The organism is Paraburkholderia sp. FT54 (assembly GCF_031585635.1).
In the GTDB taxonomy this organism is placed as follows: domain Bacteria; phylum Pseudomonadota; class Gammaproteobacteria; order Burkholderiales; family Burkholderiaceae; genus Paraburkholderia.
Window position 1 is genome coordinate 3,104,635 of sequence record NZ_CP134195.1, and the last position, 13,132, is coordinate 3,117,766.

Annotated in this window: 13 protein-coding genes; 5 read left to right on the plus strand and 8 right to left on the minus strand. The window is 60.7% G+C overall.

All coding sequences use genetic code 11. The features are described 5' to 3' along the window. Nucleotides 1-949: 949 nt before the first annotated feature. The 7 genes from RI103_RS14460 to RI103_RS14490 form a co-directional block, all read right to left on the minus strand. Complete coding sequence (locus RI103_RS14460) at nt 950-1,168, minus strand: hypothetical protein (protein WP_310812636.1); 219 nt, start codon at nt 1,166-1,168, stop codon at nt 950-952. A 200-nt stretch (nt 1,169-1,368) separates the two neighbouring features. Then, nucleotides 1,369-2,406: a methyltransferase domain-containing protein gene (locus tag RI103_RS14465; RefSeq protein WP_310812637.1), complete on the minus strand. Its 1,038-nt coding sequence runs from the start codon at nt 2,404-2,406 to the stop codon at nt 1,369-1,371. A 106-nt stretch (nt 2,407-2,512) separates the two neighbouring features. Continuing rightward, a complete protein-coding gene (locus RI103_RS14470; protein WP_310812638.1) occupies nt 2,513-3,586 on the minus strand; it encodes an acyltransferase in 1,074 nt (357 codons plus the stop codon). A gap of 121 nt (nt 3,587-3,707) precedes the next feature. Next, on the minus strand, nt 3,708-4,415 hold the full coding sequence (locus RI103_RS14475) for a glutathione S-transferase N-terminal domain-containing protein (RefSeq protein WP_310812639.1): 708 nt from the start codon (nt 4,413-4,415) through the stop codon (nt 3,708-3,710). 241 nt (nt 4,416-4,656) lie between these two features. Then, nucleotides 4,657-4,878 (minus strand): hypothetical protein, encoded by a 222-nt coding sequence (locus RI103_RS14480; RefSeq protein WP_310812640.1) that lies wholly within the window; start codon nt 4,876-4,878, stop codon nt 4,657-4,659. A 203-nt stretch (nt 4,879-5,081) separates the two neighbouring features. Continuing rightward, a protein-coding gene (locus RI103_RS14485; RefSeq protein WP_310812641.1) for an IS3 family transposase occupies nt 5,082-6,445 on the minus strand; the annotation gives its coding sequence in 2 pieces (ribosomal slippage) (nt 5,082-5,983 and nt 5,983-6,445; 1,365 coding nt in all). A gap of 91 nt (nt 6,446-6,536) precedes the next feature. Next, nucleotides 6,537-6,728 carry a CsbD family protein gene (locus RI103_RS14490; RefSeq protein ID WP_310812642.1) on the minus strand — a complete coding sequence of 64 codons (192 nt, stop codon included), beginning with the start codon at nt 6,726-6,728 and terminating at the stop codon, nt 6,537-6,539. 175 nt (nt 6,729-6,903) lie between these two features. Between RI103_RS14490 and RI103_RS14495 the strand changes: the two genes are divergently transcribed. The 5 genes from RI103_RS14495 to RI103_RS14515 all read left to right on the plus strand — a co-directional run bounded on the left by RI103_RS14495 (nt 6,904) and on the right by RI103_RS14515 (nt 11,548). Beyond that, complete coding sequence (locus RI103_RS14495; RefSeq protein ID WP_310812644.1) at nt 6,904-7,230, plus strand: hypothetical protein; 327 nt, start codon at nt 6,904-6,906, stop codon at nt 7,228-7,230. Nucleotides 7,231-7,516: 286 nt separating this feature from the next. Then, nucleotides 7,517-8,797, plus strand: coding sequence for a DNA (cytosine-5-)-methyltransferase (gene dcm, locus RI103_RS14500; protein ID WP_310812645.1), 1,281 nt, complete (start codon nt 7,517-7,519; stop codon nt 8,795-8,797). Between the two features lie 54 nt (nt 8,798-8,851). Further along, the gene (locus RI103_RS14505; RefSeq protein ID WP_310812646.1) at nt 8,852-9,298 is read left to right on the plus strand and encodes a DNA mismatch endonuclease Vsr; all 447 of its coding nucleotides are present in this window, start codon (nt 8,852-8,854) and stop codon (nt 9,296-9,298) included. Nucleotides 9,299-9,460: 162 nt separating this feature from the next. Beyond that, nucleotides 9,461-9,964, plus strand: coding sequence for a YbhB/YbcL family Raf kinase inhibitor-like protein (locus RI103_RS14510; protein WP_132375510.1), 504 nt, complete (start codon nt 9,461-9,463; stop codon nt 9,962-9,964). A gap of 135 nt (nt 9,965-10,099) precedes the next feature. Continuing rightward, nucleotides 10,100-11,548 (plus strand): MFS transporter, encoded by a 1,449-nt coding sequence (locus RI103_RS14515; protein ID WP_310812647.1) that lies wholly within the window; start codon nt 10,100-10,102, stop codon nt 11,546-11,548. A gap of 154 nt (nt 11,549-11,702) precedes the next feature. On the opposite strand, the gene otsA is transcribed toward RI103_RS14515, so the two are convergent. Then, the gene (gene otsA, locus RI103_RS14520) at nt 11,703-13,130 is read right to left on the minus strand and encodes an alpha,alpha-trehalose-phosphate synthase (UDP-forming) (protein WP_310812648.1); all 1,428 of its coding nucleotides are present in this window, start codon (nt 13,128-13,130) and stop codon (nt 11,703-11,705) included. Between the last annotated feature and the right edge of the window lie 2 nt (nt 13,131-13,132).

Sequence of the window (13,132 nt, forward strand, 5' to 3'; positions counted from 1 at the left end):
GCTGCGGGGCTTTTTGTTGCCCGTCAATCGTCTACCGCTGCCAAGCGATTCATCCGCTCACGGCGGACCCGAGATGACAGGTGCCCCCCCCGCGCCGGGCGCGTCGCCCTAGCAGACGTCACCCTTCAGGGACGAGGCGATTCTTCGCGACCTCCTTCAACATCAGGAAGGGAATAAACGGCGGTGTTGCCCGAGTGCATGCAGTCGATAAACGTGTGCGCTCGCTTCTCAGCGTATCTGAAGGCATCTTGCTCAGATATGAATTCCAGTTGCTCTGGAAAACTGGCCACCTTTTGTGCAGGTTGATTCGATGCACAGATAGTCCAGGACACCCTGTATCGGCGTCCGACATTGTGCAAACACAAAGTCTTCCCGGTCGTAACCTGAACGTCGATTCTGAACCCGCGATACGGAGCATAAGACTGGCAAGGCATGATCACTCCCCTGACGCGATGGGTTCGCGTGCGCAGCCAATACGCGCAACCGCCATGCCCCAGTGCGAATCGCCAGGGAAACTACCATCCCGGCTCAGAAAAGCTGAGCAAAAAAAAGCCGCAGGCAATGCTGCGGCTCAAAACACACACACCGCGCACGGGGCGCTGGCGTGAAACGCTATCTTACATATGCCTGTCGACAAATATAACCAGGGATTTCGTATGATGTATTCACCAGCTGGCGACGAGACCTCGCTCTGCCCTGCGGTCAAGACCGGCAATCGTGCTCCACTGTCAAAGCCATGCACGAACGCATTGAAAGATGTACTCGGCGCCGTGGCATCGTTTCAGTCCCCCACACACGTCTGGGCGAATTCGGCGGTTGATATCCAATGCGGTGAGGAGAAAAACTGACATCTGCACGTTGCCAGCCGATTACCAACGGGACATTGCTACTCCGGACCAAGCGCAGAGCGATGTCTGATCGCGATCTCGACGCATCGAGCGGGGATTCGCTACTGCTCGATATACATCCGCCATTCCGGGAACTGTTCGAAGAAACTTTGGCTTACGTAGATCTGGTACAGGACCGGTGAGTCACTGTTAGCCATGGCCCCGACCTCGCTCAATACGGTCAGTCCCGGATCAATGCCGGTGACGCTCGCCCACGCCGTCAGATCGTCCGGCAGGTCGGCAGCTTCCTCACGCGGCACACGCAATTTGATCGGTTTCATGGGCTCTCCGACAAATGGTGAAGGGCATCTGACGAAATATCATAAAGAAGCGGTGTGGCCGTGTCAGCAGCGCTTGCGTGCCGGTGTTTTTTCACGAGGTGACCTGTTCACGCTGCCGCCTTGAACCCAAAGCGGCTATCTGGGTCGATTGCGACGCGACGGTCAGATACAGGGGCAAGTGGCCTCTTCGATGCGCGCATTCAATAGGATATGTTTCGTCCCTTCGAGCCGAGCCCTCGAAGCTTTGTCACCGCGGCACGCAGCGGCGCGGTGATTCGCCAGGATGTCGACGACTCGAGCGCCCTGATCGTCGAATTCCTTGATGCGATTTCCTCTTGCATCACTGCAACCTTGTTTCGCATCTCCGCGAGGGCCTTCTCAGCCTCAGCGAGTCGCTCAGCGGTTTCAGCCGTGTCGGCCGACTCTGTAGTCTCGGTCGTGCTCGCCGCCTTCGTCGTATCCACCGGCGCACTGTAGAACTCTTCGGTCGTGAGTTCCACCCGAGGAGGTTCCTTGCGTAGAACAATGATCATTTCTCCGCCGGTTTCTCCGCGCGCAGGCACAAAATCGACGAGATTGAATTCCACGAAACCCATCTTCAGAATCGGCTTCAGGACCTTGGACACGATCGTGCCGCTCTCAAAAACGTGGCTGTGAATGCCCACATGCGGAGGCGCCTTGAGCTTCTGCCGGATACGGTTCATATCCAGCTTGTCGGCCACGTGCATCGGCTTGTTGACGAATGCTTCGTCGTAATAGATCTCGCATTCGATTTGATGTTCGCGCGGGATTTCCTCGACACCCGCAAGATACTCGGCCACGAAATGGCTCAGCGCCGTGTCCTGTCTATATTTGTCGAAACTGAACTTCTTGTCGGGCAGGGCAAGAAACAGAATTCCGCCGGGCTGCATCATGTCGCACAGATCGGACAGCCATTGAATCATGTTGGGCGCGTGTTCCATCACATGATTCGCGATAAGGTAGTCGAACTTATCGCTGACGTAGTCTCCGTATCGATTCGAATGAACCACGTAATCGATTTCCGGTATGTCGATGATCATGTCCGGGTGCGTGCACTCCCGAATCAGTTGCTCCTTGTCTTTCCAATCCAGATACCGCACGTCCGCTTCCGACTTGAAGACGGTCGGCTGATCGTACGGCCCTATCTCGAGGCCGACTCCCGATAGATCGGTGTGTTTCAGAAGATGTCCACGGCGCAGCGTCGTAACCAGATTCATGAACTACCCCTCGGCGTTAGGACCGGCAACAGTGCAAATTAGCACGTCTTGCACGGCCGCCGGACAAATCAATTGGCTGCTGACTCTCTCTTGCCGCGGCTCCGCCTCAGGCTATCGCCGCGTTTCGCCGCCACGGAACCCGCAATCGCATCGCCGGCTTTTCGATGACAAACCAAGAGAACAAGGTCAGCGCCATTGATGTGACAAATGTGATCGTCACCATGGCGATATGCGGGTGAGAGAATCCACCGAAATATGCGCCCATCGTTTCATGCCCGCCGTAAAGCATCGACTGCACGACGACGTAGTGCCATAAGTAAAAGCCATACGAAACGCGACCCAGCCCGGCCAGCGGGGCGATATTGAGCAGCCGCGCCAACGTGGAGTGCTGATCGGTCACGACCTTCGCAATAATGAGCGCTGCCGCCAACGGCGTAAGCGGGTAACCCAACGCCCGCATCGAAAACTCGAGGCCGGTTTCGCTCAGCATCCCGAAACACAGATAGGCGGCGGCAACCGGCCAGAGCTTGCCGGCCCAAGCCGTCCGCTGGCGAGGCATCACCGCCAGCAACGCACCCATCAGGAGACCGTCGGAGTGGGTATCGAAGCCACAATAAATACGGGCCGCCGGAAGGTGATGCGACATGAGAAACGAACGCCAGCCGATCACCGCAACTGCAAGAAGTGCGACCGCGAGCAAAACGCGACGTGGCCAAAATTTCAACATCCCCAACAGGATCAGCGGCCAGACGAGGTAAAACTGTTCCTCGATCGCGAGCGTCCACGTATGTCCCGTGAGATGCGCATCGTAGATGCCAAACGCGCGCACCCAGTTCATCACGTAGAAGAAAGCTGGCCACACTTCGAACCCCGCTCTCAAAGGAGAGGGAAATATCTGACAATAGAGCGTCACGCCGGCGAGCATCAGCAATAAGGCCGGGTAAAGTCGCCGCGCGCGCCGCCAATAAAACGCCGGCAAATCGATCCGGCCGGTACGCAGGCGCTCCGCGACCAGCAGGCTCGTGATCAGGTAGCCGCTCAAAACGAAAAATACATCCACGCCCACATACCCGCCCCCGACGACGCCTGCCAGACCGGTATGCGCAAGAAATACCGCTATGACGGAGAGCGCGCGTAAGCCGTCGAGGCCGGCAATTCGAGTGTGCTGAGGTTGATTCATGCCTATTTCGAGGACGCGTGGCGAATATGCCCCTACGCGGACACGTAGCCGACAAGTTCTGGAGATGTTTGGTACGGATCAGGCTGCAACAAGTTCAACAATCTCGCTCACGGAAAAACGATTACGACGGACGCTTCGGAATGTCCAGTCCCTTCGCCACGGCCGGACGCGCGACGAACGCGGCCAACGCACGCGTTACGTTCGGGAAGTCCTGAATGCCGACGAGGTCGCCTGCCTCATAGAAGCCGATCAGATTACGCACCCAAGGAAAGGTGGCGATATCGGCGATCGAATACGTATCGCCCAGAATCCAGTCGCGTCCTTCGAGTTGCCGATCCAACACGCCGAGCAGCCGCTTCGATTCGCCGATATAACGATCGCGCGGACGCTTGTCTTCATACTCCTTGCCGGCGAACTTGTGGAAGAAACCCACCTGGCCAAACATCGGTCCGATGCCGCCCATCTGGAACATCACCCACTGGATCGCGTCATAGCGGCCGGCGCCGTCCCGCGGAATGAACTGGCCGCTCTTGTCCGCGAGATAAATCAGGATCGCACCGGATTCGAACAGCGGCAGTGGTTTCCCGTCAGGCCCGTTCGGATCGATGATCGCCGGAATCTTGTTGTTCGGATTGAGCGACAGAAACTCCGGGGTCATCTGATCGTTGATATCGAAGCGCACCAGATGCGGCTCGTACGGCAAGCCCGTTTCCTCGAGCATGATCGACACCTTCACGCCATTGGGCGTGGGCAGCGAGTAGAGCTGAATCCGGTCCGGATGTTCGGCAGGCCATTTCTTCGTGATCGGAAAAGCGGATAGATCGGTCATGTGGCGGTGTCACCCTTGTGCGAGAGTTGCGGCTTGAAAGAGAATCGGGCCCGGGCAGCCGGGCGGACGACCGGCAGCGAAAAGCCCAACGCAAGACCGCCAAATATAAACCGACTCGGCGCAACACGTGCGAACTCACCTCAGCGCGGCTCGACGCTCATATGGGCGCGCAAGAACTTGCCGTCGACATCAACTTTCAGGCAGCGGTCCGTGAACGCAAAAGCGCGTGTCAGGCCGGCACTCACCACAAATCCTTGGTCGCCGTGCCGGCGCGCAAGTTATAACCCTCTCTCCACAAGGACGCGCCGACCGTCAGTAACAGCGTCTTCTGCTCGCCGTCGAACAGCTCCCAAGCCGCCGCCAGCCAGTTGGCGAAACTCGCGCAGGTCTGTTCCAGATCGACAGGCGTTTTGCCCTCGAGGTATTGCCGTTCGAACATCGAAAGAATTTTTTCGGGTGTCATGGGCGTGCTCTCCGTGTTGGATGCGCCAAGTCTAAAGGCGGCGCAACGCGTGCGGAATGCTCCCGATGCCAACCCCGGGTTACTCCCAGGCAAAATCCGCTATCTGTCGGAAAATCCTCTGCCGCATGAAAGAACCACGCGCGAGTGTCGATCAGGAAAAAGGCGCCGAATGAACTGACCCCGCAAAGTTGGACAGTTTGAGTTCAGGTTTGAGCGGGCTGGGTTCTGTACATCACAGGACTCAGCCCGTTCAGTTTGAGCTTGATGCGTTTGTGGTTGTAGTAGTGAATGTATTGTCTGATGCCAGCCTTCAACTCGTCGATACTTTCAAACCTGCTCAGCCGGAAGAACTCCGCCTTGAGCGTGCCAAAGAAGCTTTCCATTGCCGCATTGTCGTAGCAGTTTGCCTTGCGCGACATGCTCTGCGTCAGGCCGTGTTGATCCAGCAGCCTCCGGTAAGCAGGCATCTGGTACTGCCAGCCCTGGTCTGAATGCAGCAGCGGGGTCTCCTGGGGACCAAGCTTTGCCAGCGCTTTTTTTAGCATGCTGCTGACCAGATCGAAGACCGGTCGGGTGTTCATCTGATAAGCCACGATCTCGCCGTTATACAGATCCATGATCGGCGAGAGATACAGCTTCTGACCCAGCACGTTGAACTCCGTCACGTCCGTCACCCACTTCTGATTGGGCTGCTGTGCGCTGAACTCGCGGTTTAACAGGTTCGGCGCAATACGGCCGACTTCGCCGCGCCATGAGCGGTATTTCTTCGCGCGCACCAGCGATTTCAGTTTCAGTTCTCCCATCAGACGTTGCACCGTCTTGTGGTTCACGCTCGGGCCTGCCTGCCGGATCGCCGCCGTGATGCGCCGGTAGCCATAACGGCCCTTGTGGCGTTCATACACAGTCTTGATGCGGGTTTTGAGGTCCTTGTGCCGCTCACCGGCATCCGGCACGCTCAACTGGTAATAGAACGTGCTGCGCGCCAGACCCGCTGCCTTCAGCAAAGCGGGCATCGGGTGGTGCTGCCGGAGCTCCTGCACTATTTGCGCTTTTTCTTCTGCACGCCCTGCTTCTTTGCCTGAAGCAGGGCATCGAGCTTTTTTAGATAGGCCACCTCCGCGCGCAGGTACTCGTTTTCCTTGAGCAACTGCTCACGCGTGCGCTTATCTGGCGCACTGTCTTCGGTCGGCTTTTCAGGAACTGGCTGGGTCATGGTTTTGCGGCGCCATCGTGGACGAGGCGCCAGTGCGTCGATACCGCCTTCATGATACCGGCGTTCCCATTGCGCTATGCAGCCCGGACTGCGGATGTCGAACACCGCAGCCACCTGCCGGTATGGCAAATCCTTCTGCCACATGTGCATGAGTACCGACATCCTGAACTGCGCGTCATAGTGACTGAATTTCTTGCGCAGTCCGTCCCGTCCATGTTGCTCGTAGGCCGAAATCCACAGCTGTAAAACCGAGCGACTCACTCCATACCGCTTTGCAAGTACCTCGACACCAGCCGAACCGGCCACGTACTGCTTCACCAGCTTCAGCTTTAACTGCTCACTGTACTTCGTCATGAAAAACACCCCAAAAGGTTGGATCGGTGTCCAACTTTTGGGGTGCAGTTCACGAAGCGCCTTTTTCCGTCAAGCTGCATTGCAAGCCGAATTACGGCGCGTTGCGCTTTGCATTGTCCTTGGCGTCTTCCTTAGCGTCGCCATAGGCCTTCTGCACTTTGCCCGCGCCTTGTTGCAGATCGCCCTTGATTTCCTTGCCCGGGTTGTTCGTAGCCTTGCCGACTGCTTCGTTGACCTTGCCCTTAACCTGCTCGGTCACACCCTTCACCTGGTCCTTGTTCATGTTCGGCTCCACTATTTGGAATGCCGGCGCGACATTACGCCAGTATCCGTATTCAGCAACGGGTGTGCCCGCGCCGGCGTGCGCCCCGTTGTTCTCCGCCGCGCGCCGCAAAAAAATTTCTTGAAAAGGCCTAAAGTTCCGCCTGGGCCTGCCGTAAAGCTGCCATGGAGGAGCCATGGACCGAACACCCATCACGCTTTCAGGATCATCCCAGACCGCACTGATCGATCGGGACGTCGCGCATATCGCGCGTGTCATGCGGCCGTCTTTACGCGGCGATCTGGGAGGGCCGATCCTGCCGGCCGCGTACTGGCGCAAGCGTCTGTACGAGTTGCTCGACGCCGGCAATTTGTCCCACGCGCAGCTGTGTACGGTCGACAGCCTCCTGCTCCAGATCGATCAATACGAAGCCGAACCTCAACTGGCCTGGGACGCCTTGGCCCCAGCCTCCGCCGCCCTGTTTCCGCCGCCGTATCCGGTCAGCGCCAGCCACTCTGCCTGAGACGCCGCGAGCCTGAGACTCGGCCTTCCCAGACCGACCGCATCCCATTTGCACGAGTCAAAAAAAAGGCCGCGAACCATGTCGCGGCCTCAACACGTCGCAACGCGGGGAATTCGCGTCACGCCACAAGCGTACACACGCAACTGTGACAGCCACATTTAGGCGTGCACTGCCCTGTTTCGGACAGTCCGATTGCTGGAAATTTTCTGCCCAAGTCGAGCAAAAAATAGGGAAATGGGACGAGGTTAGGTCATAATGTCCGCAAAAATTCCCAGCAAGGACACCCGTGACCCTCGCCGCACCGCTCGCACTGCTCAGGCAAGCGCGCGCCCGCTTCACTCAACGCGAAATCGCCGCGCATGTCGGCAAGGACATCAAGACGGTGCGCCGCTGGGAGAAAGGCGAAACCCCCTGCCCGGCCATGCTGGAACCGGCCTTGCGCGATCTGCTGCAAGACAGCGCGCGAGTCAAAGGCAGCGCGGGTGGCAATGCCCAGTTCCGCTTCATCGATCTGTTCGCCGGAATCGGCGGGATTCGCATGGGCTTCGAGGCGCACGGCGGCGACTGCGTCTTCACGAGCGAATGGAACGATTTTTCGACCAGGACCTATCGCGAGAATTACCCCGGCGGCGGCGAGCATGCGCTGATCGGCGACATCGTCTCGTTTCCGGCTGAAGACGTGCCGAGCCACGACGTGCTGCTCGGTGGCTTCCCGTGCCAACCGTTCTCGATCGCCGGCGTAAGCAAGAAGAACGCGCTGGGTCGGCCGCACGGTTTCGAGTGCACGACCCAGGGCACGCTCTTTTTCGACGTCGCGCGGATCATCGCGGCGAAACGCCCCGCCGCGTTTCTGCTGGAGAACGTGAAGAACCTGCTCTCGCACGACAAGGGCCGCACTTTCGACGTGATCCTGCAGACCTTGCGCGACGAACTCGGCTACGAAGTGCACTATCGCGTGGTCGACGGCCAGCATTTCACGCCGCAGCATCGGGAGCGGATCATCATTGTCGGCTTTCGCGGCAAGACCTCGTTCTGCTGGGACGATCTGCGTCTGCCGGAAGACGGACCACGCCTCGGCTCGATCCTGCATCGCCCGGACGGCAGCGAACCGGTGCTGCCGTGGGACCACGACCGTTTCTTCGACCACACCAGCCGACGCGTGCAACCCAAGTACACGCTCACGCCGAACCTCTGGACCTATCTGCAAAACTACGCGGAGAAACACCGCGCGGCGGGCAACGGCTTCGGCTTCGGCATGGCCTATCCGAACAGCGTGACGCGCACGCTGTCGGCGCGTTATCACAAGGACGGTTCGGAGATCCTGGTCTATCAGGGCGAGGCGTTGCGGCCACGCCGCCTCACGCCACGTGAATGCGCGCGGCTGATGGGCTTTCCCGACACCTTCAGGATCCCGGTGAGCGACACGCAGGCGTACCGGCAGTTCGGCAACAGCGTCGTGATGCCGGTGATGCGCGAAGTGGCGCGCATCATGCTGCCGCATGTGCAAACCCTGCTCGCCGAGGAGACGCGCCATGGTTCGAAGCAAACGCTCTCGCTGTATGCCTGAGCGGTCAGTTGGCGTGCGTGGCCGTCGCATCGACGCATCAGCCCGGCGTTGACGATGGTCGATATCGTCGATAGCGCGACGCGCAGCCGGATGATGTCCGGCATCCGCGGCCGCAATACCAAACCGGAAATTCTGATTCGCAGCCTGCTGCACCGGCAGGGCTTTCGCTTCCGTCTGGATGCGCGCGATCTGCCGGGACGCCCGGACATCGTCTTGCCGCGTTATCGCGCTATCGTGCTGGTGCACGGCTGTTTCTGGCACGGTCACGACTGTCGTCTTTTCAAGTGGCCGCAGACGCGGCCGGAGTTCTGGCGCGACAAGATCGGCCGCAATCGCAGCAACGACGACAAGGTTCGCGCGGCGCTGCTCGCCAGCGGCTGGCGCGTCGCGGTGGTATGGGAATGCGCTTTGCGTGGCGCCAATCGCGATATCGAGGGGGTCTTGCAGCGGCTCGTCGAGTGGCTCAAGAGCGACGCGCCGAGCTTTGAGGAACGTGGCTGAAAGCCGGCTGCGGCCTACCCGGCTCGCACGAATCTTCAGGCCGCTGGTGATACACTCGATTGGCTAACTCGGGGTCTTTCTGCGTGGCGCCCTGCCCTGCAAACCGGTTGCAAAACCGCACGCCCCGACCATCCCAGAACCACTCAAGAAGGGAGGCACACCATGGCAGATTTCCGTCTCTGGTCCGACGAATTTCCCACCAACGGCTTCATGCCGAAAGCCCACGAATACCACGACAAGGCCTTCGGCGTGGACGGCGAGAACATCTCGCCCGCGTTGCAATGGGAGGCGCCGCCGCCCGACACGCAAAGCTTCGCGCTCACCGTTCATGATCCCGATGCGCCCACCGGCAGCGGCTTCTGGCACTGGGTCGTGGTGAACATTCCGGGTGACGCCCGCTCGCTGCCGCGCAACGCCGGCAAGGCGGACGGCTCGTTGCTGCCGCAAGGCGCGCTGCAGGTGCGCAACGACTACGGCACGGTCGGCTTCGGCGGCGCCGCGCCGCCGCGTGGCGACAAGGCGCACCGCTACATCTTTCGTCTGCATGCGCTGCGGGTACCGCATCTGCCGATCAACGCGGACACCACCAACGCGGTGGCGCGTTTCATGACCCATCTGAACGAACTCGACTCGACCACGCACACCGGCCTGTACGAACTCAAATAACACGGGAGACGCGATGACCGGCGCGCAAACGGCGCCGGCTTCATCGCTGCGGCTGCCGGGTTCCTGACGACAGCGCGCAGCACGCGTGACTCGCAGCACGACCGGCGAGCGGCCCCACTACAACTCGAACAATCGATGCACGCACAACCACCGCGCGAGAACAGCGCCGTACCCGCCGAAGCGGGCGACACACTCGCCTCCGGCACCTCGCTCTCGGACAACACCGAACAAGGCTTGCCGATTCCGCAGCGCTACTGGGCGATGCTGGTCATCGCGCTCGCCCTCACGCTGGCGGTGCTCGACAGCGCGATTGCCAACGTGGCGCTGCCGACTATCGCGCGCAACCTGCACGCGAGCGCGGCCGGCTCAATCTGGGTCGTCAACGCCTATCAGCTTGCGATCACCATCTCGTTGCTGCCGCTCGCCTCGCTCGGCGACCGCATCGGCTACCGGCGCATCTATCTGTCCGGGCTGATCCTGTTCACGGTGGCGTCGTTCGGTTGCGCACTGTCGACTTCGCTGCCGACCCTCGCGCTCGCGCGCGTGGTTCAAGGCTTCGGCGCGGCGGGCATCATGAGCGTGAATACCGCGCTGGTGCGCATGATCTATCCGCCGGCACAGCTTGGGCGTGGCGTCTCGATCAACGCGATGGTGGTCGCGGTGTCATCGGCGGTCGGGCCGACCGTCGCCTCCGGCGTGCTCGCCGTCGCCTCGTGGCCGTGGCTGTTCGCGATCAATGTGCCGATCGGCATCGCGGCCATCGTCGGCGGCTTCAAGGCGCTGCCGATGAACCCCGGCCACGAATCGCCCTACGACTATCTGAGCGCGGTGATGAACGCGTTCGTCTTCGGCCTGCTGATTTTTGCCGTCGATGGCCTCGGCCATGGTGAGGGATTCGGCTACGTCGCGCTCGAAGCGATCGGCGCGGTGGTGATCGGCTATTTCTTCGTGCGCCGTCAGTTGACGCAGCCCGCGCCCTTGCTGCCGATCGATTTGCTCAGGATTCCCATCTTCGCGCTTTCCATCGGCACCTCGGTCTGTTCGTTCTGCGCGCAGATGCTCGCCTTCGTGTCGCTGCCCTTTCTGTTGCAGGAAACACTGGGATTATCGCAAGTGGAAACCGGGCTGCTCATGACACCCTGGCCCGCCGTGATCATCATCGCGGCGCCGATTGCGGGCGTGCTGTCGGACAAGGTGTCGTCGGGATGGCTGGGCGGCGTCGGACTTGCGGCGATGACGGCCGGGCTGTTGCTGCTCGCCACGCTCGGCGCGCATCCGGACGCCATGCAGATCGCGTGGCGCATGGCCTTGTGCGGCGCCGGCTTCGGCATCTTCCAGTCGCCGAACAATCGCACCATGCTATCCGCGGCGCCGCGCGAGCGCAGCGGCGGCGCGAGCGGCATGCTCGGCACCGCGCGCCTGACCGGTCAGACGCTCGGCGCGGCGCTGGTCGCACTGATCTTCGGCATCGCGCCGCAACACGGACCGACCATCGCGCTCTATGTAGCCGCGTGCTTCTCGGCGCTCGCCGCGATGATCAGCACGATGCGCGTCATGCAACGGGCTAACGTGCAACCGGCCTGAGTCTCGCAAGAGATTTTATTCGGCCACGCGAATACAAAAAGGGCGTGGATCGCGTTGTGCGATCCACGCCCTTCTCTTCGACTTTCCACCCGCCATTCAGACGACGTGACCAGCACGCGCGGCTGCAATGTCAGCCGCGCGACCGTTGATCCGGCTACGACGACGCGGTCACGTCAGCGAGCTTTACCGCTTTGGCCGTCACCGAAGACGCCGTCGCCACGTTGCGCAGATCGGCAAGGAAGGTATCGCGCCAGACCGACAGATTGTTCTCGCGCATCGGCGCCATCATGTCGGCATGCCGCGCCTGACGCTCGGCGAGCGGCATCGACAGTGCGCGCTCCAGCGCTTCGGCCATCTGCGACAGATCGAACGGATTGACGACCAGCGCGCCCGGCAGTTGCTCGGCGGCGCCGGCGAATTGCGACAGCACCAGCACGCCCGGATCGGCCGGATCCTGCGACGCGACGTATTCCTTCGCGACGAGATTCATGCCGTCGCGCAGCGGCGTCACGTAGCCAACCTGCGATTGACGGAACAGCGCCATCAGCAGATTGCGCTCGTATTTGCGGTTCAGGTACTGGATCGGCGTCCAGTCGAGCTGCGCGAACCGGCCGTTGATGCGGCCCGCTTCGCCCTCGAGCGTCTGACGAATCCGCTGGTACGTCGTCACGTCCGCGCGCGTCGGCGGCGCGATCTGCACCAGCGATACGCGTCCGTGCCATCCCGGTGCGTTCAGCAGAAGCCGCTCGAATGCCTGAAAGCGCTCCACCAGACCCTTCGAATAATCGAGGCGGTCGACGCTCATGATCAGCTTGCGTCCGCGCATACCGTCACGCAGGCTGCGCACCGGCTTGCGGTCGGTGAACTGCTCGGCGGCTTTGGCGATCGCGTCCGGATAGATCCCGATCGGATACGCGCCCACCTTCAGGAAGCGGTTATAGGCGTGCATCATGCCGTCCTCGCTCGAGGTGCCGTGCTGGCCGCGCTCGATAAAGTCGACAAATGACTGTCGATCCGCGTCGGTCTGGAAGCCGATCACGTCGTAACTGCACATAGCCTTGACCAGCTCTTCGTGCGGCGGAATGGTGCGCAGCACTTCGGGCACCGGAAACGGAATATGCAGGAAGAAGCCGATCGGATTCTTCACGCCGAGTTCGCGCAGGCAGCGCGCGAACGGCAGCAGGTGATAGTCGTGGACCCAGATGATGTCGTCGGGCTTGAGCAACGCCTTGAGCTGCTTCGCCAGCGTCGCGTTGACGCGCTGATAGCCCGCATATTCCTGCCGGTCGTAGCGCGACAGGTCGTTGCGGTAGTGGAACGTCGGCCACAGCGTCGCATTGGAAAAACCGCGGTAATACTGGTCATAGTCGCGCTTGGTGAGGCCCACCGTCGCGTACGTCACGTTGCCTTGTTTCTCGATCACCGGAGCGCTCGGCTCACTCACCGTCTCGCCGCTCCAGCCGAACCAGACCCCGCCGCTTTCCTTCAGCGCGTCCAGCACGCCGATAGCGAGGCCACCCGCTGCGGGACGGCCTTCCTGAGTCGGCGCGACACGATTCGATACCACGATCAGTCTGCTCATTG

Bases quoted from the DNA above. Each gene is read 5' to 3' on its own strand.
- RI103_RS14475 (WP_310812639.1), bottom strand. From the start codon at position 4,415: ATGACCGATCTATCCGCTTTTCCGATCACGAAGAAATGGCCTGCCGAA.
- RI103_RS14470 (WP_310812638.1), bottom strand. From the start codon at position 3,586: ATGAATCAACCTCAGCACACTCGAATTGCCGGCCTCGACGGCTTACGC.
- RI103_RS14490 (WP_310812642.1), bottom strand. From the start codon at position 6,728: ATGAACAAGGACCAGGTGAAGGGTGTGACCGAGCAGGTTAAGGGCAAG.
- RI103_RS14515 (WP_310812647.1), top strand. From the start codon at position 10,100: ATGCACGCACAACCACCGCGCGAGAACAGCGCCGTACCCGCCGAAGCG.
- RI103_RS14480 (WP_310812640.1), bottom strand. From the start codon at position 4,878: ATGACACCCGAAAAAATTCTTTCGATGTTCGAACGGCAATACCTCGAG.
- RI103_RS14510 (WP_132375510.1), top strand. From the start codon at position 9,461: ATGGCAGATTTCCGTCTCTGGTCCGACGAATTTCCCACCAACGGCTTC.
- otsA (WP_310812648.1), bottom strand. From the start codon at position 13,130: ATGAGCAGACTGATCGTGGTATCGAATCGTGTCGCGCCGACTCAGGAA.
- RI103_RS14465 (WP_310812637.1), bottom strand. From the start codon at position 2,406: ATGAATCTGGTTACGACGCTGCGCCGTGGACATCTTCTGAAACACACC.
- RI103_RS14460 (WP_310812636.1), bottom strand. From the start codon at position 1,168: ATGAAACCGATCAAATTGCGTGTGCCGCGTGAGGAAGCTGCCGACCTG.
- RI103_RS14505 (WP_310812646.1), top strand. From the start codon at position 8,852: ATGGTCGATATCGTCGATAGCGCGACGCGCAGCCGGATGATGTCCGGC.
- RI103_RS14495 (WP_310812644.1), top strand. From the start codon at position 6,904: ATGGACCGAACACCCATCACGCTTTCAGGATCATCCCAGACCGCACTG.